The sequence below is a fragment of the Cohnella sp. CFH 77786 genome (assembly GCF_019400745.1).
In the GTDB taxonomy this organism is placed as follows: Bacteria; Bacillota; Bacilli; order Paenibacillales; family Paenibacillaceae; genus Cohnella.
This window is the reverse complement of record NZ_WJIB01000001.1, coordinates 372010-396130: the sequence shown is the minus strand read 5'-3', so window position 1 is coordinate 396130 and position 24121 is coordinate 372010. Positions and strand designations below refer to the sequence as shown.

Below are 24121 nucleotides of genomic sequence, written 5' to 3'. Positions count from 1 at the left end.
CTTGCTCAGGCTATCAAATGAAAAGCGCGAACCTGAAAATAGCGAAAACGCCCCGAAAACGACGGATGGTATAATGGGACTAGCATAGACCGGGAAGGTGGGGACTTCGCTGTTATACTCCCTGAGAAGCCGATTGGGCCTCACGATTGCCTTGCTGCTGATCGTCTCCTTTCTCGCGGTTTATTTCGTCATGTCCCGCCAGGCGCGGGGCATGATCGGCGACGTGCTGGAGAACGCCGTAAAGGGGTCGATGGATCAATATACCTTCTCCGTTCAGACGGTCGTCACGCAAATCGAGGATTTCGCCAATCTCGTGTTCAACAGCGAGGCCACGAAGAGCTGGCTGACCGCCCGGGCGGACGCCAGCTTGCCGGAAGACGAAAAGATGCTGGCCGATTTGAAAATGCGCCAATTTCTCACCTTAACCGCCGCGAATTATTCCGTTATTTCCTCCGTATCGGTGTTTCACCGCAAGGGGATTTCCATCGGCACGCAAGACCGGATTTTCCGCGACGGCGGCTTCGTCCGCGCCCCGTGGTACCGGGACTTCATGGAACGGGGCCGGCAGTGGGCCACCGTGCACAACGATCCTTACCAATCCCCCGCCATGCAGGGCGTTCCGATCATCAGCCTGGTATTTCCGCTGGGCGTGTACCACCCCCAGAAAGCCGACAGCCTGCTCAAGGTCAATTTCCGGGCGGATCTCCTCCAAACGCCTCTCGGGCAGATCGGAGCGGGCCCGAGCAGCCGGTTCTTCTTGCTCGATTGGGACGGCGAGCCCGTGCTGGACCAAGGCGCTCCGCAGCTGCTGGAGCAAATCCGCGGGGCCTTGCCCGAGCTGCGCAAGCGGAAGCAGGTTTCCGGCATGTCGTTGCTGAAGTCGGACGAAGGAAACAAGTTCCTCTTCTACCGCACGCAGAAGGTGAAGGACTGGGTTCTCGTCGGGCTCGTGCCGGAAGCCGAGCTGTACCGGAAGCTGACGAATCTGAATACCACGATGCTGATCATTCTTGCGATCCTGCTGGCGGCTACCGTCGTCGCGGCGGCGGCGCTCTCCTCCGGCATCGTCAAACCGCTCAGCCGCTTGACGCTCGCAATGCGCCAAATCCAGAAGGGAGATTTCGCCCGGGCGGAGAAAATCGCGCGGCCGGTTTCCCGGTCCAAATCGGAAGTCGGCTTCGCGGCGAACAGCTTCCTGACGATGGTCGGCCAGCTCCAGGAACATATCAAGCTGGAATTCGAGATGAACCTGCGCCGACAAGACGCGGAATACAAGGCGCTGCTCATGCAGATCAATCCCCATTTTCTCTACAATACGCTCGAAGTAATCAGCAGCCTCACCCTGCAAAAGCGGAGCCGGGACGCCGTCCGGGTTATCGAATCGCTCGGCCGCATGCTTCGCTTCTCCCTGGATACGCGGCGCGACGAGATCGCATTGGGCGAGGAGATCAAGTATATCGAACACTATGTCTCCATTCTGCGGATGCGTTTCTCCGATCGTCTCCAGATCGAGGTGGATGCGGACCCTGCCGTCATTCCCCGGCCGGTTCTGAAATTCGTGCTGCAGCCCATCGTGGAAAACGCGGTGAAGTACAGCGCCGGCAGCCAAGAGAGCGCCGTCGTGGCGATCCGATGCCGGGAGGATCCGGAGACGGACGGCATAATCCTGGAAGTCGAGGATAACGGGTGCGGCATGCCCGAAACGGCGGTCAAGGAAATCGCCTGGGATATACGGCGCACGCAAGGAACCGGCGTGCTGGACGCGCCCGGGAGGCGGATCGGTCTGCGAAACGTGCTGGCCCGCTGCTCGCTTTATTACGGGGAAGCTTTCTCGGCAGCGATCGAATCCCGCGTCGGGGAAGGGACCCGCATCATCCTGAAGTTGCCGGGAAGGAGGTTGGAAGATGGCTCCGTATCGCGTGCTGATCGTGGATGACGAGCCGGAAATCCGGCGGGGCATCGTGATGAAAGTGGACTGGCCGGAGCTCGGTTTGGCCGTGGGCGGGGAGGCTTCCAACGGTCAGGAAGCAATGGCCCTCTTGGAGGCGGATACGTTCGACCTCGTGATCACGGACATGCATATGCCGCTCATGAACGGCGTGGAATTTCTCCAAGCCTGTTCCGGGCATTATCCGAATACGAAGCTGATCGTACTGACCGGATATGACGATTTTCAATACGCCAAAGCGGCGGTGCGGCATCAGGCGAAGGATTACTTGCTCAAGCCCGTCGTCCAGGTGGAGCTCGTCGAATCCTTGAGGAAGGCTGTCCGCGATCTTGACGGCGAGCGTGCTGCCCTGAAAGATAAGCGTCGCATGGAGTGGCAGCTTTCCCGGAATCTGGTTGCGTTGCGCGAGCAGTTCGTGCTGTTCTGCGTCAAAGACTCGGTCGACGCGCCGGGCGGGTTTCTCGAAGAAGCGCGGAGGATCGGCTTGGAAGATTGGGACGGCCGAGAAGTGCGGTTCGCGGTTATCGACATGGGTACCGATCCGGGCCGGAAGCCGTACCGGCTGCCGTTCGAGCTGCTGTGCCGGGAGCTTGCGGGCGGCGGGGAGACGGAATCGCTTGTCTTCCGCGACCCCGCGTTTCCCCATTTGATGCAAATGGCGGTTTCCGTGCCGGACGAAGACGGAGAAGCGGCCGACACCCGCATGCAGGATCGGGTGCGCGGGATCCGGGAAACGATCGAACATTTCCTCGGGTTCGGGACGGCCGCCGGCTTCGGCAGGACGGTACGGGGGTTCCGGGAATGGAAGCACGGGTATCTTGCCGCTTTGCTTGATTGGAGCGAAAGGCAGGAGAAGGAACGTACGCCGGCCTGCGAAGCACCGGTCGAATCGCTGATGACGCCGGAGATGGAGCGGCAGCTCGTCTACTTGTTGAAAACCGGCAAGAAAGAGGCGTTCATGGACAGGCTGAATTCGCTGCTCGCTTCGGCCGAACGGCACTCTCCGCGCATGCTGTCGCGCACGGTTTTCTACGCCTGCTTAGCGCTGGAATCGGCGGCTCTGGAACATGAAATTTCCTTGCCGCCGGAACAGCGAACGTGGCTTCAGCCCGATTGGATCTGGAACGCGGGCAGTTGGCTTCAAGCGAGGGAGCGGCTGGAAAACATCGCGGACTTCATCATGGAACGTATCTCCCGAGCCGGCGAGACCAAGGACAAGCCATTGTTCGAAGAGGTCAAAGCCTTCATCGACGACAACTTGGCCAGCGACATTACGTTAACGCTGCTGGCCGAACGATACCACTACAACCCTTCCTATTTCTCGGAATTGTTCCGTACCTATGTGGGCCAACCTTTCAGCGACTACATCGCCGAAGCGCGTCTCGCCAAAGCGGCCAGGCTGCTGCTGCAAACCGACGTTCCGCTGGCGGAAATCGGGGAGCTCTGCGGGTACGCCAATCCGAGCTATTTCAGCACGGCATTCAAAAAACGCTACGGAGAAAGCCCTTCCCAGCACCGCCTCCGAAAAACCGATCATTTCTAAAGCGGACTTCCGATGCCAGCGGATTCCCCGGCTTCACCCGTTCCCTTACGCTGAAAAGGCAATCCATCCGATTCGAAAGGGGAAACGACAATGAAGGCCAATCCGAGAAACAGAATCACGCTTGCCGCCATTCTTGCCCTCTGCATGCTGATCGCCGGCTGCGGGGGCGGAAGCGGCGGGAAACCGTCCGCCCAAGCATCCGCACCCTCCTCCTCTTCGCCGGCCTCGGCGTCTCCGTCCGCCTCCGCGGAGCCGGAGAAAGTGGAAATCACCCATTGGCGTTACGAGAACGACAATGAAACGAAAACGATCCGCGCGCTGATCGATTCGTTCCAGAAGAAGTATCCGCATATCACGGTAAAACTCGAGCTCATTCCGGCCGAGCAATACGAGACGAAGATCCGCACGGCCATGGCGGGGCAGAGCGCGCCGGACATCATGGCGGTCGACGCGCCCACGATCGCCTCGTACGCGAGTCAGGAAGCGATCATTCCTCTTGACGAGTACATGAACGCGGACGGCGACAAGGACGACATCCTGAAGCCGGTGCTGGGCAGCATCACCTACAAGGACCATATTTACGCGGCTCCGCTTCAGAACCACAGCCTCGTGCTTTTCTACAACAAAAAAATGTTCGAGGAGAAAGGCATTCCTCTCCCGTCCAAGAACCCGGATGAGCCGCTCGCTTGGGAACAGCTGCTGGACGCGGCGAAGAAGCTGACAGATCCCGCCAAAGGGGTTTACGGGTTGAATCCGATCTTCAAAGGCTTTACCGGAGGAGAAGCGCCGCCGTACGGAGAGATGCCTTGGATTTGGCAGGCGGGCGGGGAAATCATCAGTCCCGACGGGAAAACGTCCCGCGGCTACCTGGATTCGTCCGAGTCCAAGAGCGCGCTCGAATTCGTCCGCAAGCTGTTCAACGAGTACAAGGTATCGCCCAAGGAGCTGCCTCAGGATCCGCTGCCCAACGGCAAAGTGGCCATCGACATCCAATCTCCGGGGTACCTGAACAGCCTGAAATCCAAATACCCCGATTTCAAGCTCGGCGAAGATTTCGACATCATGCCGCTGCCGAAGAACGCCAGGCAGGCGACGCCGATGGGCAGCTGGAACCTCGCGATTACTTCGCAATCCAAGCATCCGAAGGAGTCGTGGATGTTCATCAACTGGGTCACCGGCGTGGACGGGGCCGTGGAGTGGTACAAGGGAACGGGCAATTTGCCCGCGCGGCAGTCCACGGTGGACGCGATCCCCGAGCTGAACCAGTACCCGCTGAACGTGTTCGCGGGGCAGTCCGTGAAGTATGCGCATCCGCGTCCGGTTACGCCTGCGTATCCGGTCATCAGCGAAACGATCCGCGAGCTGTTCGAGGAAATCGGCATCGGCAACCACAGCGTCGACGAAGCGGTGGAGAAAGCCGTGAAAAAGATCGATACGGCATTGGCTCAGGTGAAGTAGGCAGATGGGGATGCAGCACCGTTTCAGTTACCGGAACCGGGAAATCGCGGCGGCGTGGCTGTTCACAGCGCCGTCCCTCATCCTGCTGGCCGTGTTCATGTTTTACCCGATGCTGCGGGCGTTCTGCCTGAGTTTCAGCGACAGCAATCTGATCCGGCCGGGCGCCGATTTCGTCGGCCTCGCCAACTACGCAAGGCTGCTGGAGGACGCTCCATTCTGGCATTCGCTCGGTCATTCCTTCTTTTTCGGCATCGTCGTTATCCCTGTCCAGACCGTCATCGCGTTCGCCTTGGCGCTGCTGGTGCAGCGGAGATTGCCCGGCATCGGCTTTTTCCGGACGGTTTATTTCTTGCCCGTCGTCGTTTCTTTCGTCATCGCGTCGGCCGTTTTCCGCCTGATCTACAACAGCGAATACGGCATGCTGAACATCGTTCTTCGCGCGTTCGGCGGACCGCGGCTCGACTTCCTGTCCGATCCGGGCATCGCGATGTACGGCATCATCCTGCTCGGCATCTGGCATGCCGCGGGGTATTTCATGATCATTTTCCTGGCGGGGCTGGGACAGATTCCCGGGGACTACTATGAAGCGGCGGACGTCGACGGCGCGAGCCGGTTTCGGAAACTCGTCCACGTCACGCTGCCGCTCATGCGAAGAACGATCGCTTTCGTCCTGATCATCACGACGATGGACGCTTTAAGGATCTTCATTCCGGTATACGTCGTGACGGCGGGCGGTCCGGCCGGAGCTACGCGGACGGTCGTGCAGCATATTTACGAGACGGCGTTCCACCACATGGATCTGGGCTATGCGTTGGCGGCCGCTTTCGTTTATTTCATCATCGTGCTCGCCATATCGGTCGTGCAACTGCGGTTGTTCCGATCGGACCCGGAAGATTAGGAGGTATCCGCATGCGCGTATTGCGGCATTCGGTTCATTACGCTGCGCTCTCGGTTATCGCCGTCGTTACGCTGTTTCCGATTTACTGGATGTTCATGAGCTCGCTGCGGGCGGAGTCGGAAATGTTCCGGTACACGGAGCTGAGCTGGAAGGTGTTCCTGCCGGTCGACTGGACGCTGGCCAATTTCAAGGACATCTTCCTCGATCCGGAGAAGCCGTTCACCCGCTACATGATCAACACGTTTATCATGGCGGGAACGGTTACGGCGGCGGGGCTGCTGATCAACTCGGCCGCGGCGTTCGCGTTCGCGAAGCTGAGGTTTCCGTTTAAAAGGCTGGTGCTCGTCGTGTTTCTCTCCACGCTGGCGATCCCGCCGGAAGTCGTCATGGTGCCGCAATATTTGATCATCCGGGACATGCATGCGCTGAACACGTTCGCAGGCCTGATTATGCCCTCCATCGTGTGGGTATTCGGCATCTTCATGCTGACGCAGTTTTTCGCGGATATCCCCCGGGACATCCTGGACGCGGCCCGCATCGACGGCTCGTCCTGGCTGCGGATCTATACGAGGATCGTGCTGCCGGGCGCCGTGCCGGCCTTGATCACGCTGGGCATTATCACGTTCACGCACCAGTGGGATTCCTTGCTCTGGCCGCTCATCATTATCAGCGACGACACGAAGCAGGTCGTCCAGGCGGTCATTTCCTCCTATACTTCCGATCAAGAAAAGCATTGGGGGAAAATCGTCGCGGCCGCTTCGGCCAGCTCGCTTCCGATTTTGACGGTTTTTCTGTTCCTGCAAAAATACTACGTCCGCGGCGTCATGATGTCGGGGGTTAAAGGGTAATAGGGAGGTTACGGGCATGAACGGTACCGGCAGCGGACTGATCACCTACAATTTCGAATACGAACGCAAGTTGAGAGTCGGGTTCATCGGCGCGGGAGGACATTCCTATCGGAACGTTTACCCCACGTTTCAATACGCGCCGGTGGAGCTTGTCGCGGTATGCGACGTGAACAAGGACAGGGCGGCCGTCTACGCCAAGCAATTCGGGGCGGAACGCAGCTACTCGGATTACCGGGAGATGCTGGACAAAGAAACGCTCGATGCGGTGTTCATCGTCACGGCGTACGAGCCGGACGGCCGCGTGCAGGCGACGGCCATCGCCCGCGAAGCGCTGAGGGCGGGCGTTCACGTCTGGATGGAGAAGCCGACGGCCGCGAGCACGAAGGAGATCGCCGAGCTGATGGCGCTAAGCCGCGCTGCGCAGCGTTATGTGATGACCGGCACGAAGAAAATCTTCTTCCCTTCCGTGGAGAAGGTGCACGAAATCATCCATGCTCCGGAGTTCGGCCGGCCCGCATCGTTTTATTTGCGGTATCCGATGACGATGCCGGAGTTGGAGAGGCGGCAGGATTTGCGGCAGGTGGAGGATTTGCTGGACCACATCTTCCATCCCGCTTCGATTCTTTATTACCTCTTCGGGAAAATCGAACGGTTCAGCTACGACTGGGAACCCGTGAACGGCGGAAGCGCGCTTGCGGTCCGATTCGTTTCGGGCGTTGCGGGGGCGGTCCATTTCGCAGCCGGCATCGCGGGCAGCAGCCCCCTGGAACGGCTGGAAGTCGTCGGAGAAGGCTGCAATGTCGTCGTCGAGAACGGCGTGAAAGTGACTTACTACCGCAAGGCGGCACGGCCCGCCTACGGGAGAGCGGCCAGCTACCTTGTGCCCGACGAGGCCGCGCCTCTGTATTGGGAGCCCGAATTTTCGCTGGGCCAGCTGATGAACAAAAATATCTTTTACTTGGGTTACGTGCAGGAAGTGCTGCACTTCTGCGAGAGCGTGCTGGAGGGTCGCGCGCCGGTCAAAGGCGGCTTGGAAGCTTCATTGGAAATATTGAAGCTGTTCGAAGCTCTGCGGACGTTGCCCCCCGGGCATGCGGCCGTGCTGAACGCCTAGCCGGATTCCAAAGTTGAAGGGAAGGGAGTTAGAAACGCATATGGCGACGATCGGGGATTTGAGGAAGCAAGAGCGCGTGCTGAATTTGGACTGGGGAAAGATTCAATGGCTGTGCGGGCAGGAGATCGATCCGGAGTGCGAGATGACGTTCGGCATGGTGTACGTGAATGCGGGCGTATCGAATCCGCGGCATTACCACCCCAATTGCGAAGAGTATATCTTCGTTCTCTCGGGCGAATGCGATCATACGCTTGGAGACGAGAGCTTTCATTTGGAGCCGGGGATGATGCTGCGGATTCCGAGGGGCGTGCCCCATAACGCGACTGCGACGAGTTGGGAGCCGTGCCGGATGATCATCGTTTATTCGGCTCCGGACCGGCAGACGGTAGGGGAATAGACGACGAGGAGGGGCCGGGAATGAGCAAAGCCATTCTGGTGGGCGCCCTGGATACGAAGGGCGAAGAGTTCCGCTACGTGCGCGATTGCTTGCATGAGGCGGGCGTGCGGACGCTGACGATAGACACCGGCGTGTTGGGCGGACCGCTGTTTCCGCCCGATGTGAAGAGCGAAGAAGTAGCAGCGGCAGGCGGAGCGGATTTGGCGGCGCTTCGTAAGGCCGGAGACCGCGGAGCCGCGGTAGCCGCGATGACGGCCGGGATCGGACATGTCGTGAAGCGTTTGCTGCAGGCGGGAGAGGTCGGCGGCGTGTTCGGTATGGGCGGCACGGCGGGAACGACGGTCGGAGCCGCAGCCATGCAGGCGGTGCCGATCGGCGTGCCGAAACTGCTCGTCTCGACGGTGGCTTCCGGGAATACGCGGCCCTACGTCGGCGTCAAAGACGTGGCGATGATGTATTCGGTCGCCGATATCGCGGGGCTTAACCGACTGTCCGCGCGGATTCTGCGCAACGGCGCGTTCGCGCTTGCGGGTATGATGGAGGGCGGGAAACGCGCCGGAAAGACCGGTGATGGGGTTGCCGGAGAAGAAGGCCGGCGTATGGTCGGCATGACGATGTTCGGAGTCACGACGCCCTGCGTCATGAGGATCAAAGAGAGGCTGGAGGCGGAAGGCTTCGAGCTGCTGGTGTTCCACGCGACCGGTACCGGCGGTATGGCAATGGAAGAGCTGGTGCGCAGCGGATTTCTTGAAGGCGTCGTCGACGTGACGACGACCGAGCTCGCCGACGAACTGGTGGGAGGGATCTTCAGCGCCGGTCCTGCGCGTCTTGAAGCGGCCGGTTCGAAAGGGCTTCCCCAAGTCGTCTCGGTCGGCGCGATGGACATGGTCAATTTCGGCCCGCCCGAGACCGTGCCGGAGAAGTTTGAAGGTCGTCTCTTCTACAGGCACAATCCGACGACGACCTTGATGAGGACGACGGCAGAGGAAAATTCGCGGCTGGGCCGGCTGCTGGCGGAGAAGCTGAACGCGGGCGAAGGACGCATGGCCGTCGTGTTTCCGGCAGGCGGAGTCTCCCTCCTCGACATGGCGGGCAAGCCGTTCAACGGCCCGGCCGAGCGGGCGGCACTATTGGAAGGAATCCGGTCCGCGCTGCGGCCGGACATCCCGCTCATCGTAGCGGATAAGGATTTGAACGATCCGCAAACCGCGGATTTGATCGCGGAGCAATTTATAGGGCTGTTCCGCGGGCAGGCGGACGTGCCGTTGTGAAGGAGAGGAGAGAAAACATGGCGATATCGCGGCAAGAAATCGTTCGCAGGCTGCGTGCGCAAATCGCATCCGGCCAAGCGATCGTGGGCGCGGGAGCGGGAACCGGCCTGTCGGCCAAGAGCGCGGAAGCCGGCGGGGCGGACCTCATCATCATTTACAATTCCGGGAAGTTCCGCATGGCGGGGCGCGGCTCGCTGGCCGGTCTCATGCCTTACGGGGATGCGAACCGGATCGTCGTCGAGATGGGAGGGGAGGTGCTGCCTCTCGTCCGCGACACTCCGGTGCTCGCGGGCGTATGCGGGACCGACCCGTTCCGGGTGATGGACGTGTTCCTGGCGGATTTGCGCAGGATGGGATTTTCCGGGGTGCAGAATTTCCCGACGGTTGGGCTGTGCGACGGCGTTTTCCGGCAAAATCTCGAAGAGACCGGGATGGGCTACGACCTGGAAGTGGACATGATCCGCAAGGCGCACGAGCTGGATCTGCTCACGACGCCTTACGTGTTCAATGAGGACGATGCGCGCAAAATGGCGGCGGCGGGCGCGGACGTGCTGGTCGCTCACGTCGGGCTGACGACCAAGGGTACGATCGGGGCGGGCACCGCGATCTCCCTGGAAGAGTCGGTCGACCTCGTGCAGCGGATTCACGACGCGGGCAAGGCCGTGAATCCGGACGTGATCGTCATCTGCCACGGCGGACCGATCTCGGAGCCGGAGGATGCGCGTTACGTCTTGGCGCGCACCCGGGGCGTGGCCGGATTTTTCGGGGCCTCCAGTATTGAGCGGCTGCCGGTGGAAATCGGGATCCGAGACCAGGTGAGGGAGTTTAAGGGAATACCGCTTTGACGACGGAAGAATGCAGCGGCCGGACGGGAATCATCCTGTCCGGTTTTTCGACATATTCGAGTTAATAAGTTTCCGGGGAGCGGTTTTGGGGAAGCGGGAGGGGGATCCGTTTACGGTTCTGGCGCTCCCGTTCCTGTTCTGCTCGTCTTGCGAAGCGGATTTTGCGACTTATCGTTGTGTCTTGCGGAGCTGCGAAGGCTGTAGTGACTTCCGGAGACGTTATTTCTGCGAAATCCCGGACTACGAGCGCTGTAGTGACTTCCGGAGACGTTATTTCTGCGAAATCCCCGACTACGAAGGATGTTGAGAAAGCAGGACCGCACAAGCGGTCTATCTTGTTCATGAATGGATTACGCGCTTCGAACGTTCCGGACGGTGCTGGTTGCAACCGAAAGACCTTTCGTTCGAGCAATCGCCTCAGATTCTACCTCCATTTTCCGTACTTTCCTTCCACCTTTCCGCATATACATCCCCTATTCCGCATCCGTTTCCCACCGTCGTGCATGCTTTGCTACTTTTCGCGAACGCCTTGCGCAGGGGGACGCTGATTGCCCTTTTCTTACAAAATAAGCCCCGGATCGGCTGGCAAGGTTTGACAGACATCGGCCGGGAAAGCGATTATACTGGGTTCAATTCCATCCCGGCCCGACGTACGAAGGTATGCGCCATGCTTGTACTTCCCGAATCGGGGACAAAGGGTGGGGGTTCATGATTGTCTACGTGGATCTCGTCTTCCTCACGAACCTGGCTGTCGACGGAACGGTTCTCCTGGCCACCGCCAAAGCCAGACGCCTTCGTCCGAGAAGATGGCGGGTCGTCTCCGCCGCCATGCTGGGAGCCGCTTACGCCGCCGCCCTGTTCTGGGCGGACGTTCCGTATATGTATTCGCTTGGCGCCAAATTGCTCGTCTCGGTTCTGATGGTGCTTCTTTCCTTCGGATACGGGAACCCGCTCGCGTTCATTCGGACGTTCGGCGTTTTTTATGCGGTCAATTTCGTCACGTTGGGCGGCGTCATCGGACTCGGCACGCTGCTGCGTTCCGCCGGCACCCCGTGGAGCGGCATGTCATTTACCCCGGACGGCGGCCTCGTGCTCGATTGGCGTTTGCAGCTCGGATTGTTCGCGGTTGCGTTCGCTTTGTCGATATGGCTGTTCCATGGAGCGTCGGAAAGCCGGAGGAGACAAGCCGATACGGACGCTCTGCTGTGGAAGGCCGAGGTCCGGGTGGACGGAGAGACATGGGAAATTCCCGCGTTGCTGGATACGGGAAACCGGCTTTACGATCCGATCAGCCGGATTCCGGTGATGATCATGGAAGCCTCCGTATGGAAGGAAAAGCTGCCGCCCGGTTGGAGCGAACGCCTGCAGCAGGAACCCGCGGACCGGCTCGCCGCCGAACTGGACGAAGCGGAAGCGGGCGTATTTCCGTGGATCGGCAGGCTTCGGTTCGTTCCTTACCGGGGAGTTGGCGGCAGTACCCGCTTGATGCTGGCGCTCAAACCGGACGGCGTCCAGTTGAGCCGGGAAGGACATCCCCCGCTGCACGTTCAACGGCTGCTGATCGGTCTCGACGGCGGCACATTGTCACCCGACGGCGCTTACCGGGCGATCCTGCACCCGGACATGATTGCTAACGGGGCCGCCAAGCCGGCCCCATCCCAGCCCGCCTGACAGGAGGTTATGCCGCCCATGCTCGTCAAATGGAAGCTGATATCCCAATTGTCGCTTTACCGCCTGTTGTTATGGTTGGGATGGAAGAGCGAGGAAGTGTATTACATCGGAGGAAGCGAGGCGCTTCCTCCGCCTCTCAGCCGGGAGGAAGAGGAGTATCTTCTGGAGCGGCTTTCTTCGGGAGACGCCGCGATCCGCGCGATGCTGATCGAAAGAAATTTGCGCCTGGTCGTGTATATCGCGCGCAAATTCGAAAACACGGGCATCCATATCGAGGATTTGGTTTCGATCGGGGCCATCGGGCTGATCAAAGCCGTCAACACGTTCGATCCCGAAAAGAAAATCAAGCTGGCGACCTATGCGTCCCGCTGCATCGAGAACGAGATTCTGATGTATTTGCGCCGCAACAGCAAGACGAGGACGGAAGTGTCGTTCGACGAGCCGCTCAACATCGACTGGGACGGCAACGAGCTGCTCCTGTCGGACGTACTCGGAACGGAGAACGACACGATCTACCGGAATATCGAGGAGCAGGTCGACCGGAAGCTGCTGCACAAGGCTCTCGACAAGCTGAGCGAGCGGGAGAGGACGATCATGGAGCTGCGCTTCGGCCTCGCCGACGGGGAAGAGAAGACGCAGAAGGACGTCGCCGATTTGCTCGGCATTTCGCAATCTTACATTTCGAGGCTGGAAAAACGCATCATTAAACGGCTCCGCAAAGAGTTCAACAAAATGGTGTGACCGGCGCCGAACGTTCCGTTTCGCGTGTCAGGTTCTGGAATAAAAAGCCCCTCCCCGGAGATACTTTACAGTAACGTTTGCTCCCGGGAGGAATGGCCATTGACCCGCAACAAAGTGGAGATTTGTGGAGTGGACACCTCAAAGCTGCCTGTCCTGACCAACGCCGAAATGAGGGAACTGTTTCTCGCTCTGCAAACCCGCGGAGAATGGGAAGCCCGGGAAAAGCTGGTCAACGGAAATTTGCGCCTGGTCCTCAGCGTGATCCAGCGGTTCAACAACCGCGGCGAGTACGTGGACGATCTGTTCCAGGTCGGCTGCATCGGACTCATGAAGGCCATCGACAATTTCGATCTGGGCCAGAACGTCCGGTTTTCCACCTACGCCGTTCCGATGATCATCGGGGAAATCAGGCGTTATTTGCGTGACAACAATCCGATCCGGGTTTCCCGCAGCCTGCGGGATATCGCCTATAAGGCGCTGCAAGTCCGGGACCAGCTGACGAACCAGCACGCGAGGGAACCGACGATCTTGGAAATCTCCGAGGTGCTGGGCGTTCCGAAGGAAGACATCGTATTCGCGCTGGACGCGATCCAGGATCCGGTCTCGTTGTTCGAACCGATTTACCACGATGGCGGCGATCCGATTTACGTCATGGACCAGATCAGCGACGAACGGAACAAGGACATCCAATGGATCGAGGAGATCGCCCTTCGGGAAGCGATGCGCAAGCTGAACGACCGGGAGAAAATGATTCTCTCGATGCGGTTTTTCGAAGGGAAAACGCAGATGGAAGTAGCCGACGAAATCGGCATTTCGCAGGCACAGGTGTCCAGGCTCGAGAAATCGGCGATCCAGCAAATGCAAAAACACGTGAAGTCATGAAACGGCGGGCCGGGTGGCCCGCTCTTTTGCGTCATTTAGAAAGCATAAAATCCGACATCCTTTTCTGAATCACCTCCGACAAAACGTCTATCCGTCCGAAAAGGTCGGCGCGGGTTTTACTTGGTTCACGAGAGTCACGTCCTACGCCCCATCGGCGGGAATCGTGTCCCCAATTCACCCGGCTGGTGATTCGGCTCGGGACGGCGTCTCCATCTGTTCACCGTCCTCCATTCCAGCCGGACGGACTTTCTTGGCTTGGATCGGCGCATCCGGAACGAACGCACCGTCCTTCCAGCGATGGACAACATCCATGTACCCCTTTTCCTGGTCGTAATAAACGTTGATAAATGCACGGTGCCCGGCTTTGCGATACCGGATGGAACTGCGATGATCGGCAGAATACAGATTCCGGTCAAGGAGGTAAATACCGTCCGGCCCGATCGACAGCATCGCGTAGAAATTCCCGTTGCTGCCGCCCCACTGGGCGATCGTGAAATCCGGATTCCCATCCTCGTTGTAATCGTCGAAGAAGATCGGAAACGGCGAATCCTTGCGGAAGCTCATGTCCTCGCCGTCAAAGGCGTCGTTCAGTCCGAAGCGGGTCCATTCCGTACCGTCTGCTCCGGCTGCCGTCGCTTCAAATCTGCCTTGTAGAAATGTTCCTTCGCTTGGGCCAGGGCTAGGGTCGGTGACTTCTTTGCCGCCTGCCATCCATACGCGAACCGTTACTCTCTCTCCGTTGACCGGACGCTCCGCGGTTCCTTCCGCGATCAGAACCGGTTCGTTTGTTGCCCGTTCCGACGGCACTCCGGAAAGGCCCGCGTCTTTCGACTCGGACTCACCCGCAAGAGATGCCGAGCGGACAGGCGCCGCTTCCTCGGGCACCCGGCCGTCTTTCCCGCAAGCAGCCGCCAAGAGAAGGACGGCCGCGGCGAGCAGCCCTAGGTGCTGCCTTGTCCGATTCGCCATGGCACACTCACGCTCCATTCCGCATTTTTCCCATGAATAGACGAAATACGATGTCCAATGGTTACGCGATCCTCGTGCCCAATGGGAAAAGAACATTTCCGCCGCTTTCCGATACACTTTTTCCGGGCCCGGCTCATATAAATAAGGATAGGCAGTCGCGGAAGGAAAGGGGCGCCCGGGGTGAAAATATCCGATTTCCAGACGAAGGACGTCATCAATATCGTGGACGGCAAGAAACTGGGCCAAATCAGCGATTTGGAGCTGGATTTGCGGCAAGGGAGGATCGATTCGATCGTCGTGCCCGCCGCGACCCGGTTCTTCGGCATGCTTGGAGGGGGCAACGAGGTCGTGATTCCGTGGCGCAACATCGTCAAAATCGGAGCGGACGTGGTGCTCGTCCGCCTGGACGACGCGAAGCCGCACCGGGCCGAGGACAACGAAGCGGCAAACCGCTGAAATCCGCGAGTTCGGCCGGCGATGAAATAGGCCGCCGTTCCATTTCGGAAGCTGCCGCCGGTATGGTACACTGGGGGCGGAGGTGAAGCGGAATGGAACCGTTTGCGCCTATGGGCGAGGCCGGGGAGACCCCCTTTCTCGAGCTGAGGGATTGGAAGCGGTACGACGGCATATCGGCGGGATTTACGACGCGTCAAGCGGGGAACACGGCGCTTCACGTGGGGGACGACGCCGATGCCGTGGCGACGAGACGGCAAGCCGTCGCAGAAATGCTCGGATGGGATTTCGCGGCTTTTACGTGCGGCGAGCAGGTACATGGCCATCACGTTTATACGGTCCGCAAAGAAGATGCGGGGAGAGGACGGCTGGACCGCATGTCCGCCATCGCGGATTCCGACGCGCTGATCACGGACGAGCCCGGCATTATGCTCGTGCAATTTTTCGCGGATTGCGTTCCGCTGTATTTTCTGGATCCCGTCACGGGAGCCATCGGCCTCGCGCACGCCGGTTGGAAGGGGACCGTCGCGGACATCGCGGGCCATACCGTACGCCGCATGGCGGAGCAATACGGCACGAATCCGGCCGATCTCCGGAGCGCGATCGGTCCTTCGATCGGCCCTTGCTGCTACGAAGTGGACGAAGCGGTAATCGGCAGAGTGACGCAGATCGAGGGCGGCAGCCGCATGCTCGATGTAACGGAGAACGGCCGGGCAAGGCTCGACTTGAAAGAATTAAACCGACACCTTATGATAAAAGCAGGAATATTGCCGAGCCGCATCGAAATGTCAACATGGTGCACGGGCTGCCGGACGGACCTTTTCTTCTCCCATCGGGCGGAGAACGGGAAAACCGGCCGCATGATGAGCTGGTTGGGCAGGAAAACGAGGTGAGCGAGCCGTGACGCTGGACAGCCGGCTGCGGGACGTAGAGACCCGGCTCGCGGCCGCTTGCGCCCGAGCCGGGCGCAAGCGGGAAGATTTGACGGTGATTGCCGTAACGAAATACGTCAAGACCGAGACCGCTTCCGCGGCCGTGAGAGCGGGAGTGCGCCATATCGGGGAGAACCGCTGGCCCGATGCCAGGGACAAATGGGAAGCGCTGAAGGGACAAGCCGTATTTCATTACATAGGAACCCTGCAGACCAATAAGGTGAAGGACGTCGTCGGACGTTTCGACTACATTCATTCGCTGGACCGGATTTCCTTGGCCGAAGCGATCCACAAGAAAGCCCAGGCACTTGGAATCGTCGTGCCGTGCCTGATCCAAGTGAACGTTTCCGGCGAAGAGAGCAAGCACGGACTCTCGCCGGAGCAGGTGCCCGATTTGATCCGGCAATTGAAGCCGCTCGCCGCCGTCAAGCCGGTCGGGCTGATGACGATGGCGCCCTTCGACGACGAACCGGAGCGCACCCGGCCCGTTTTCCGGGGCCTCAGGGAACTTCGGGACGAACTGAACCGGGCGGCGCTGGCCGAAGCTCCGCTGACGGAGCTGTCGATGGGCATGTCGAACGATTTCGAAGTGGCCGTGGAAGAAGGCGCCACTTGGGTGCGATTGGGAACCGTCCTCGTCGGGAAAGAAGATTTGGGGGCGCACTGATCCGTTCCCCCGGGAGCTGCGGGGTCGGACATTCACGAGGACGGGAGTTTGACTCCGTCAAACTCCCGAAGAGGAGAGAGTTTGATTCCGTCAAACTCCCGAAGAGGAGAGAGTTTGACTCCGTCAAACTCCCGAAGAGGAGAGAGTTTGACTCCGTCAAACTCCCTATTAAAGGAGGGATAACCGTGGGAGTCATGAACCGCTTCTTGCATTATTTCGGCTTGCAGGAGGAAGAGGAAATCGAGCGGGAACGCGAGCGCCAGAACCAGAACGCGAACGAAGATCAGGAATATGAAACTTCCCCTTTCGAAACGCGTAAAATTGGAGGGAAGGCCAACGTGGTCAGCATTCATTCCCAGAAAGCCGCCCGTATGGTGCTCACCGAACCGAGAACCTACGAAGAGGCCCAGGAAATCGCCGACCATCTCAAAAGCCGCCGCTCCGTCGTGGTCAACCTGCAGAGAATCCGCCGCGAGCAGGCGATAAGGATCGTTGATTTCCTCAGCGGAACCGTATATGCGCTGGGCGGTCATATATCCAAGCTTGGGCCCGACATATTCTTATGCACTCCGGACTCCGTGGAAGTATCGGGCACCATCACGGAAATGCTTTCGGAGGAAGCCGAATATTCGAAAATGAGGTGACTCCGGATTGAATGACGTTACAGATTTCATTGATTTGCTCTACCAGGTTTACTTCTACATGGTTTTGATTTATGTCTTGATGTCGTGGCTGCCTGCCGTTCGCGAAAGCTTCGTGGGCGAATTTCTCGGCAAGCTTGTCGAACCGTATTTGCGGCCTTTCCGCCGTTTGATCCCGCCGCTCGGGGGCGTGCTGGACATCTCGCCGATCATTGCGCTCTTGGCCCTGAACTTCGTAGCGCTGGGCTTGAAAGCGATCGTCGGATTTTTCACTCGATAAGGATGACGCCGAATGCCGCGCCTTGACATTTACGAACACTTCCATCCGGATGAGAAAGCTTTCGTAGACCGCGCCTGGGAATGGGTCGAACGTGCCGCCGAACGTCACGAGACGAGGAGGACCGATTTTCTCGACCCCCGCCAGGCGCATATTTTATTTACGCTCGCGAACCGTCATCCTGACGCGGCCGTCCGCTTGGACGGAGGGAGCGCGGACGCGGAGCGCAAGCGGGCCGTCATCGCCCCGGATTACAAACCGCTCGAGGCGGAAGACATGGGCATCGCCGTTCTCGCGATTTCATCGGACGACCGGCGTATCGCGGATCTCGACCACGGGGATTATCTCGGCGCCCTGCTGGGGCTCGGAATCAAACGGGACAAAATCGGGGACCTTCATGTGAGGGAAGACGGCTGCCACGCCCTTGTCGCCGAGGAGATCGGCGACTTCCTGATCGGGCACCTGAAACAGGCGCACCGGGTGGACGTCACCGTTTCCCTGCTCCCGTTGCCGGCTTTGCGGGAAGTGAAATCCGCGCTGGAAGAACAGACGGTGTCGGTCGCGTCTCTCCGCCTCGACGGAATCGCGAGCGACGTCTTCCGGCTGAGCCGGACCAAGATCGTCGAACCGATCCGGGCGGGACGATGCCGGGTCAACTGGAAAACCGAAGAGGACCCGGGGGCGCCGCTCTGTCCAGGGGACGTCGTGTCGATGAAAGGCTTCGGCCGGTTCAAGGTGCTTGAGGTGGAAGGCGTGTCGAAAAGCGGCAGAACCCGTGTCCGGATCGGTAAATTTGTGTAGGATGGCCAGAAGGATTTTCGCCGCCCCCGTCGAATTGAGTCAATTAGACGGATTGACTTAAGCGGAAATTACGAACGAGGAGGCAAATCCATGCCATTGTCGCCATTGGACATCCATAACAAAGAATTCAGCCGCCGGCTGCGGGGATATGACGAAGACGAAGTCAACGAGTTCCTGGATCAGATCATCAAGGACTACGAGGCGATGATCCGCGAGAATAAAGAACTGCAAAGCCAGGTCTCGGCGCTCCAGGAGAAGCTGGGCCATTTTGCGAGCATCGAGGAGACGCTCAGCAAAACGATCATCGTGGCCCAGGAAGCGGCGGACGAACTGAAGAACAACGCGAAGAAAGAAGCGCAGCTGATCGTCAAGGAAGCGGAGAAGAACGCCGACCGCATCATCAACGACTCGCTCTCCAAGTCGCGCAAAATCGCGCTCGAAGTGGAGGAGCTGAAGAAGCAGGCGGCCATTTACCGCGCCCGTTTCCGGGCGTTGGTGGAGACGCAGCTCGACCTGCTGAGCAAGGACGGCTGGGAAACGCTCGAAACCCGCGAGCCGCGGGAAATCGAAGCGTAAACGAAGATTGCGAAGGGAACGAAAGCTGTTTCGATGCGGAGCGCCGCGCCGAAACAGCTTTTTTATTGAAACTTTAGGGAGAATGGAATTGGCCTATGCGAACGTACGTGCTATGATTACGGGGTTCCCGGGTTCATACCAAGAATGGGGTGGATAGCGTGAATCACTCGTTATTCCGGAATCGGTCATTCCTCGTCATGATGATCGGGGAAGCCATCCAGGGCGGAGGAATATGGACGAGCGTCGTGGCCAACTTGCAATTTTTGAAAAGCCATGTCCCGTCCGATCTGGGCAAAAGCTTGATCCTGATGTGCGGTTTATTTCTCGGCGTCCTGATTTCGCCGCAAGCCGGAGTGTGGGCCGACCGCTACGACAAGAAAAAAATCATGCTGATCTCCGGACTTGCGCGGTGTTTGGCGCCGGTGGTCATGTTTGCGGCCTTGTGGTACGGTTCCGTCGCGCTCATGCTGTTGTCGGTCGTGATCATGCAGGTATCGGCCACCGTTTACATGCCGACCGTCCAAGCGGCCCTGCCCTTCGTCGTGCCCGGTTCCGAGCTGCTCAAGGCGAACAGCGTATTCTTCAACGTTTCGACGATCGCGAGAATCGGCGGCACCGCCGCCGCGGGCGTATTGGTATCCGTGATGAACCTCTACACGGTGTACGCGCTGTCGCTCGTTTTATACGCAATGCTCTTCCTGCTTCTGACCCAGCTCAAGATTCCCCAAGCCGTGCCGTCCGCGAGTTCGAACAAGCGGGAGAAAATTCGGTTCGCCGAATTGTTTCCGCTGGTCCGGAGGGAACCGTCCATCCTGATCGCGCTCATCAACATCGGAGTCATTACGTTGTTTCTCGGCGGCTTCAATCTGCTTGTCCTGAAGTTCAGCGAAATCCAGCACAAGCCGGAGCTGATGGGCTGGATCTATTCGCTGGAAGGCACCAGTATCTTAATCGCGGGCCTGTTTGCGAAACGCGTGATCGGAGCGCGGAACCTGGTGACGAGCTCCACGCTGTTCATGTTCGTGTTCGCCGTATCTTTCGCGGGAATGTCCTTCAGCGAGAGCAGCGTCGCGGTGCTGGGCTCTTACGTCGTGTTCGGCTGCGCCGTCGCCTTCTTCTTTCCGATGTTGACGACACTCTTCCAAATTAAGGTGCCGAAAGAATCGCAAGGCCGATTTTTCTCCTTCCGAGGCATGCTGGACCGGATCATGTTCCAGTTCGCGCTTCTGGCGACCGGCGCTTGTCTGGATTGGATCGGCATTTCCTCCTATTTGCTGGCGCTCTCCTTTCTAACGGTCTTAAGCGGGATGGTGACCTGGGTGATGGCTAGACGGCATTCCATGGACGTCCGGCAGCCCGTTGCCGGAAATACGTTGGAAGGATAAGACGCTTCCGCCGTTGTACAGCTCGCAATAGCCGATGGAAATTCAAACAAACCATCGGGCAAGCAGAGCACTTACTCGTGATCCCCACGTCTATGGGTTATAACTTCGCTGTACTGCCATATTGGTTCGAGGCATTTTTCAGCAACAAGATTGCCAATTGAGGGATATCGCGCGAACCGCGATATCCGATTTGACAAAGCCGGCGCCAAACCTTATAACAATAGTATATTGAAACGCGTTTAACGTCGAAGACGGGAACCAGTACGCGGAAATCCGATCCCAGAGAGTTGGCGGCCGCTGCGAGCCAACGTTCGGACCCAGCCGAAGATCGTCCCCGAGACGCCCTTCGAACGTGGCCGCCAATCGGCGGGCATCAGTAGACGGAGCCGGAAGCCCGCCGTTACCGGGCGGGCCGATTCGCGAATCGGCCGGCAAGCGCCGTCTCTCCGCCGCTTTCTCGTGCGGTGGGACGGAACAAGGGTGGTACCGCGAGCGCGCCTCGTCCCTTTACAGGGATGGGGCTTTTTTTTGATTCATAAAAGTATTGAAGTTTGATGCTTTTCTGAATCACCTCGATAACACGTCTAACCGTCCGAATGGGACGGTGTAGCCGTTTTACTTGATTTTCGCCAAACGGAAGGATGATGAACGATGCGTCGAGTCGACGTCAAAGAAAAAGCGAGAACCCGCGAGCTCCGCATTCTGGAGCAGTGGAATCGGGAGGATACGTTCCGGAAATCGATCGACAACCGGGACGGCAAACCGAACTTCGTATTCTACGAGGGTCCTCCGACCGCGAACGGCAAACCCCACATCGGGCACGTGCTGGGCCGCGTGATCAAGGATTTCGTCAGCCGCTACAAAACGATGTCCGGCTACCGTGTCATCCGCAAGGCGGGCTGGGACACGCACGGCTTGCCGGTCGAGCTCGGCGTCGAGAAGCAGCTCGGCATCTCCGGCAAGCAGGAAATCGAGAAATACGGCATCGAGCCGTTCGTGAAGAAGTGCAAGGAGAGCGTCTTCGAATACGAACGCCAATGGCGCGAGCTCACCGAGGCGATCGCGTATTGGACCGATCTGGACGACCCATACATTACGCTGAAGAACGAGTATATCGAGAGCGTCTGGCACATTCTCGCGACGATCCATGACAAAGGACTGCTGTACCGGGGGCACCGGGTCAGCCCGTATTGCCCGGATTGCCAGACGACGCTCAGCTCCCACGAAGTCGCGCAAGGCTACGAGGACGTCAAGGATTTGACGGCGACGGCCAAGTTCCGCCTGCAAGGCAGCGGCGAATACGTGCTCGCCTGGACGACGACGCCGTGGACGCTTCCGGCGAACGTCGGCCTTGCGGTCCACCCGGACATCGAATACGTCCGCGTCCGCCAGGGGGACGAAACGTACATCGTGGCGGGGACATTGGCGGACAAAGTGATGAAGGGCGAATACGAGACGCTGGGTTCGGTCCGCGGCCGCGACCTGGTCGGGTTGACTTATGAGCCGGTATTTCCTTACGCGGCCCATTTGGAGGGCGCCTTCCGCATCATCGACGCCGAGTACGTCAGCGATGCCAGCGGGACGGGGATCGTCCACATTGCCCCGGCGCACGGCGAGGACGACAACCGCGTGGCGCGCCAGCATGGCCTGCCGATGCTGATGGTCGTGAACAACGCGGGCCGGTATACCGACGAAGTGACCGATTTCGCAGGCCGGTTCGTCAAGGATTGCGATCTCGACATCGTGAAGAGCTTGACCGCGCGCGGACTCCTGTACCATAAGGAGAAATACGAGCACAGCTATCCGTTCTGCTGGCGCTGCAAATCGCCGCTGCTCTACTACGCGACGGAGAGCTGGTTCATCCGCACGACGGCCGTGAAAGACCAACTGATCGCGAATAACAAGACGATCGCCTGGTACCCGGAACATCTGCGCGACGGACGATTCGGCAAATTCCTCGAGGATCTCGTCGATTGGAACATCAGCCGCAACCGCTACTGGGGCACGCCGCTGAACGTCTGGGTTTGCGAAAGCTGCGGCAAGGAGAAGGCTCCGCACAGTCATGCGGAGATGCGTTCTCTAGCTGTCGGCACGGTAGCCGAAGATCTGGAGCTCCACAAGCCTTACGTCGATGACGTGACGTTCCGGTGCGAATGCGGAGGCACGATGAAGCGGACGCCGGAAGTGATCGACGTCTGGTTCGACAGCGGTTCGATGCCTTTCGCGCAATATCATCATCCGTTCGGCGACGAGAGCAAATTCCGGGAGCAATATCCGGCCGATTTCATCTGCGAAGGGATCGACCAGACGCGCGGCTGGTTCTTCAGCCTGCTGGCCGTCTCCACGCTGTATAACGGCAAAGCGCCGTACAAATCGGTCATTTCGACGGGGCACGTGCTGGACGAGAACGGCCAGAAAATGAGCAAGTCGAAGGGCAACGTCATCGACCCGTGGGAAATCATCGAAGAGTTCGGCACCGACGCGTTCCGCTGGGCGCTGCTCGCGGACAGCGCGCCGTGGAACAGCAAACGGTTCTCCAAAACGATCGTGGCGGAAGCGAAGTCCAAAGTGATCGACACGCTAGTCAACACGCACGCGTTCTATGCGCTGTACGCGGACATCGACGGATTCCGGGCGGAGGAGCATCCGAAACGCGTATCCGACAGCAAGCTGGACCGCTGGATCCTGTCCCGTCTGAACACGCTGGCCGCGGAAGTCCGCAGAGGCTTGGACGCCAACGATTTCCTGAACCCGGCGAAGGCGATTGAAGGTTTCGTGGATGAATTGTCCAACTGGTACGTGCGCCGTTCGCGCGACCGTTTCTGGGGCAGCGGGCTGACGGACGACAAGATCGCCGCCTATCAGACGCTGCGGGAAACGCTGCTGACGCTGTCGCAGCTCCTTGCGCCGTACGCGCCTTTCGTGGCGGAAGACATCTACGGCAATTTGGGAGGCGGAGGCAGCGTCCATCTCGCGGACTTCCCGACGGCCGACCCTTCGGCCATGGACGGGGAGTTGGAACGCGAGATGGCGGCCGTGCGCTCCGTCGTCGAACTCGCCCGCAACGTCCGCAACGAGTCCGGCATCAAAACCCGCCAGCCGCTTTCGGAATTGCTGGTCTCGCTCTCCGGGGATTTCGATCTGGCCGGCTACGAGGATATTATCCGGGACGAGATCAACGTGAAGCGGATTTCGCTCGTGTCCGACGACAGCGGATTCGTCCGCTTCCACTTGAAGCTGAACCTCAAAATCGGCGGCAAAAAATACGGCAAAAACGTCGGCCCGATCCAGCAAGCGCTAAAGGCGCTGACGGCGGACGAATCGCGGGACGTCGTGCGGCGCGGCGCTTTCTCGTTCACGAGTCCGGAAGGCGAATCGTTCGAGGTGCCGCTGGAGGAACTGCTCGTGGAGAAAGAAGCCAAATCCGGCTTCGCTTCCGCTTCCGGAGGCGGCGTGACTGTCGCTCTCAATACGGAAATCACGCCGGAGCTGGAGCAGGAGGGACTCGTCCGCGAAGTGGTCCGCGCGGTGCAGGATACCCGCAAAAAGATGAATTTGCCGATCGAGCTCCGCGTAGACTTGGTATTGGACGTGGATGCCGAGACGGAGGCCGCTCTTCGCGCGTTCCCGCACGTGCTGAAGGAGAACGTACTCGTCAACGAATTTTCCTTCGGCCGTTCGGAAGAAACGGAACCCGTGCAGGCGGGCGATCGTACGATCGGCATCCGGATCGTCACCGGGGGATAATCCCGGCGTCTCGGCGCAAACTGAATAGGCAAAGAGAGAAAAACGAGCTCCGTCCGC

The 24121-nt window shown here is 59.2% G+C and carries 22 protein-coding genes; 21 read left to right on the top strand and 1 reads right to left on the bottom strand.

Annotated features, from left to right (window positions below):
- Positions 1 to 97: 97 nt before the first annotated feature.
- The 12 genes from GE107_RS26955 (at position 98) to sigG (ending at position 13616) form a co-directional block, all read left to right on the top strand.
- Positions 98 to 1936 (top strand): cache domain-containing sensor histidine kinase, encoded by a 1839-nt coding sequence (locus tag GE107_RS26955; RefSeq protein ID WP_219637772.1) that lies wholly within the window; start codon positions 98 to 100, stop codon positions 1934 to 1936.
- Positions 1905 to 3491 (top strand): response regulator transcription factor, encoded by a 1587-nt coding sequence (locus tag GE107_RS01895; RefSeq protein WP_219637771.1) that lies wholly within the window; start codon positions 1905 to 1907, stop codon positions 3489 to 3491. Before GE107_RS26955 ends, GE107_RS01895 begins: the two co-directional genes overlap by 32 nt.
- A 90-nt stretch (positions 3492 to 3581) precedes the next feature.
- Positions 3582 to 4949 (top strand): ABC transporter substrate-binding protein, encoded by a 1368-nt coding sequence (locus GE107_RS01890; RefSeq protein ID WP_219637770.1) that lies wholly within the window; start codon positions 3582 to 3584, stop codon positions 4947 to 4949.
- A 4-nt stretch (positions 4950 to 4953) separates the two neighbouring features.
- A complete protein-coding gene (locus GE107_RS01885) occupies positions 4954 to 5847 on the top strand; it encodes a carbohydrate ABC transporter permease (protein WP_219637769.1) in 894 nt (297 codons plus the stop codon).
- 11 nt (positions 5848 to 5858) lie between these two features.
- Positions 5859 to 6695 carry a carbohydrate ABC transporter permease gene (locus GE107_RS01880; protein ID WP_219637768.1) on the top strand — a complete coding sequence of 279 codons (837 nt, stop codon included), beginning with the start codon at positions 5859 to 5861 and terminating at the stop codon, positions 6693 to 6695.
- 16 nt (positions 6696 to 6711) lie between these two features.
- Positions 6712 to 7809, top strand: coding sequence for a Gfo/Idh/MocA family protein (locus GE107_RS01875; RefSeq protein ID WP_219637767.1), 1098 nt, complete (start codon positions 6712 to 6714; stop codon positions 7807 to 7809).
- A gap of 40 nt (positions 7810 to 7849) precedes the next feature.
- Positions 7850 to 8206 carry a cupin domain-containing protein gene (locus GE107_RS01870; RefSeq protein WP_219637766.1) on the top strand — a complete coding sequence of 119 codons (357 nt, stop codon included), beginning with the start codon at positions 7850 to 7852 and terminating at the stop codon, positions 8204 to 8206.
- Between the two features lie 20 nt (positions 8207 to 8226).
- Complete coding sequence (locus GE107_RS01865; RefSeq protein WP_219637765.1) at positions 8227 to 9477, top strand: Tm-1-like ATP-binding domain-containing protein; 1251 nt, start codon at positions 8227 to 8229, stop codon at positions 9475 to 9477.
- Between the two features lie 17 nt (positions 9478 to 9494).
- Positions 9495 to 10322 (top strand): phosphoenolpyruvate hydrolase family protein, encoded by an 828-nt coding sequence (locus tag GE107_RS01860; RefSeq protein WP_219637764.1) that lies wholly within the window; start codon positions 9495 to 9497, stop codon positions 10320 to 10322.
- Between the two features lie 708 nt (positions 10323 to 11030).
- Positions 11031 to 11993, top strand: a complete 963-nt coding sequence (locus GE107_RS01855) for a sigma-E processing peptidase SpoIIGA (protein WP_219637763.1) — start codon at positions 11031 to 11033, stop codon at positions 11991 to 11993.
- An 18-nt stretch (positions 11994 to 12011) separates the two neighbouring features.
- Positions 12012 to 12734, top strand: coding sequence for an RNA polymerase sporulation sigma factor SigE (gene sigE / locus GE107_RS01850; protein WP_219637762.1), 723 nt, complete (start codon positions 12012 to 12014; stop codon positions 12732 to 12734).
- Positions 12735 to 12833: 99 nt separating this feature from the next.
- Positions 12834 to 13616, top strand: coding sequence for an RNA polymerase sporulation sigma factor SigG (sigG, locus tag GE107_RS01845; protein WP_219637761.1), 783 nt, complete (start codon positions 12834 to 12836; stop codon positions 13614 to 13616).
- 174 nt (positions 13617 to 13790) lie between these two features.
- On the opposite strand, the gene GE107_RS01840 is transcribed toward sigG, so the two are convergent.
- Positions 13791 to 14585 (bottom strand): hypothetical protein, encoded by a 795-nt coding sequence (locus tag GE107_RS01840; protein ID WP_219637760.1) that lies wholly within the window; start codon positions 14583 to 14585, stop codon positions 13791 to 13793.
- A 180-nt stretch (positions 14586 to 14765) separates the two neighbouring features.
- Between GE107_RS01840 and GE107_RS01835 the strand changes: the two genes are divergently transcribed.
- The 9 genes from GE107_RS01835 to ileS all read left to right on the top strand — a co-directional run bounded on the left by GE107_RS01835 (position 14766) and on the right by ileS (position 24064).
- Positions 14766 to 15041 (top strand): YlmC/YmxH family sporulation protein, encoded by a 276-nt coding sequence (locus GE107_RS01835; RefSeq protein WP_219637759.1) that lies wholly within the window; start codon positions 14766 to 14768, stop codon positions 15039 to 15041.
- A gap of 92 nt (positions 15042 to 15133) precedes the next feature.
- Positions 15134 to 15931 (top strand): peptidoglycan editing factor PgeF, encoded by a 798-nt coding sequence (gene pgeF, locus GE107_RS01830; protein ID WP_219637758.1) that lies wholly within the window; start codon positions 15134 to 15136, stop codon positions 15929 to 15931.
- Positions 15932 to 15938: 7 nt separating this feature from the next.
- Complete coding sequence (locus GE107_RS01825; RefSeq protein ID WP_219637757.1) at positions 15939 to 16637, top strand: YggS family pyridoxal phosphate-dependent enzyme; 699 nt, start codon at positions 15939 to 15941, stop codon at positions 16635 to 16637.
- Positions 16638 to 16822: 185 nt separating this feature from the next.
- Positions 16823 to 17281: a cell division protein SepF gene (locus GE107_RS01820; protein ID WP_370636212.1), complete on the top strand. Its 459-nt coding sequence runs from the start codon at positions 16823 to 16825 to the stop codon at positions 17279 to 17281.
- A 7-nt stretch (positions 17282 to 17288) separates the two neighbouring features.
- Positions 17289 to 17558 (top strand): YggT family protein, encoded by a 270-nt coding sequence (locus tag GE107_RS01815; protein WP_219637756.1) that lies wholly within the window; start codon positions 17289 to 17291, stop codon positions 17556 to 17558.
- 12 nt (positions 17559 to 17570) lie between these two features.
- Positions 17571 to 18356, top strand: a complete 786-nt coding sequence (locus GE107_RS01810) for a YlmH family RNA-binding protein (protein ID WP_219637755.1) — start codon at positions 17571 to 17573, stop codon at positions 18354 to 18356.
- Positions 18357 to 18446: 90 nt separating this feature from the next.
- Positions 18447 to 18932: a DivIVA domain-containing protein gene (locus GE107_RS01805; RefSeq protein WP_219637754.1), complete on the top strand. Its 486-nt coding sequence runs from the start codon at positions 18447 to 18449 to the stop codon at positions 18930 to 18932.
- 158 nt (positions 18933 to 19090) lie between these two features.
- Entirely contained in the window at positions 19091 to 20317 is a 1227-nt protein-coding gene (locus GE107_RS01800; RefSeq protein WP_370636211.1) for an MFS transporter, read from the top strand.
- A 651-nt stretch (positions 20318 to 20968) separates the two neighbouring features.
- Entirely contained in the window at positions 20969 to 24064 is a 3096-nt protein-coding gene (ileS, locus tag GE107_RS01795; protein WP_219637753.1) for an isoleucine--tRNA ligase, read from the top strand.
- The last annotated feature ends 57 nt before the right edge of the window (positions 24065 to 24121 follow it).

Bases quoted from the DNA above. Each gene is read 5' to 3' on its own strand.
- GE107_RS01895 (WP_219637771.1), top strand. From the start codon at position 1,905: ATGGCTCCGTATCGCGTGCTGATCGTGGATGACGAGCCGGAAATCCGG.
- GE107_RS01890 (WP_219637770.1), top strand. From the start codon at position 3,582: ATGAAGGCCAATCCGAGAAACAGAATCACGCTTGCCGCCATTCTTGCC.
- GE107_RS01885 (WP_219637769.1), top strand. From the start codon at position 4,954: ATGGGGATGCAGCACCGTTTCAGTTACCGGAACCGGGAAATCGCGGCG.
- GE107_RS01880 (WP_219637768.1), top strand. From the start codon at position 5,859: ATGCGCGTATTGCGGCATTCGGTTCATTACGCTGCGCTCTCGGTTATC.
- GE107_RS01875 (WP_219637767.1), top strand. From the start codon at position 6,712: ATGAACGGTACCGGCAGCGGACTGATCACCTACAATTTCGAATACGAA.
- GE107_RS01870 (WP_219637766.1), top strand. From the start codon at position 7,850: ATGGCGACGATCGGGGATTTGAGGAAGCAAGAGCGCGTGCTGAATTTG.
- GE107_RS01865 (WP_219637765.1), top strand. From the start codon at position 8,227: ATGAGCAAAGCCATTCTGGTGGGCGCCCTGGATACGAAGGGCGAAGAG.
- GE107_RS01860 (WP_219637764.1), top strand. From the start codon at position 9,495: ATGGCGATATCGCGGCAAGAAATCGTTCGCAGGCTGCGTGCGCAAATC.
- GE107_RS01855 (WP_219637763.1), top strand. From the start codon at position 11,031: ATGATTGTCTACGTGGATCTCGTCTTCCTCACGAACCTGGCTGTCGAC.
- sigE (WP_219637762.1), top strand. From the start codon at position 12,012: ATGCTCGTCAAATGGAAGCTGATATCCCAATTGTCGCTTTACCGCCTG.
- GE107_RS01840 (WP_219637760.1), bottom strand. From the start codon at position 14,585: ATGGCGAATCGGACAAGGCAGCACCTAGGGCTGCTCGCCGCGGCCGTC.
- pgeF (WP_219637758.1), top strand. From the start codon at position 15,134: ATGGAACCGTTTGCGCCTATGGGCGAGGCCGGGGAGACCCCCTTTCTC.
- GE107_RS01810 (WP_219637755.1), top strand. From the start codon at position 17,571: ATGCCGCGCCTTGACATTTACGAACACTTCCATCCGGATGAGAAAGCT.
- GE107_RS01805 (WP_219637754.1), top strand. From the start codon at position 18,447: ATGCCATTGTCGCCATTGGACATCCATAACAAAGAATTCAGCCGCCGG.
- ileS (WP_219637753.1), top strand. From the start codon at position 20,969: ATGCGTCGAGTCGACGTCAAAGAAAAAGCGAGAACCCGCGAGCTCCGC.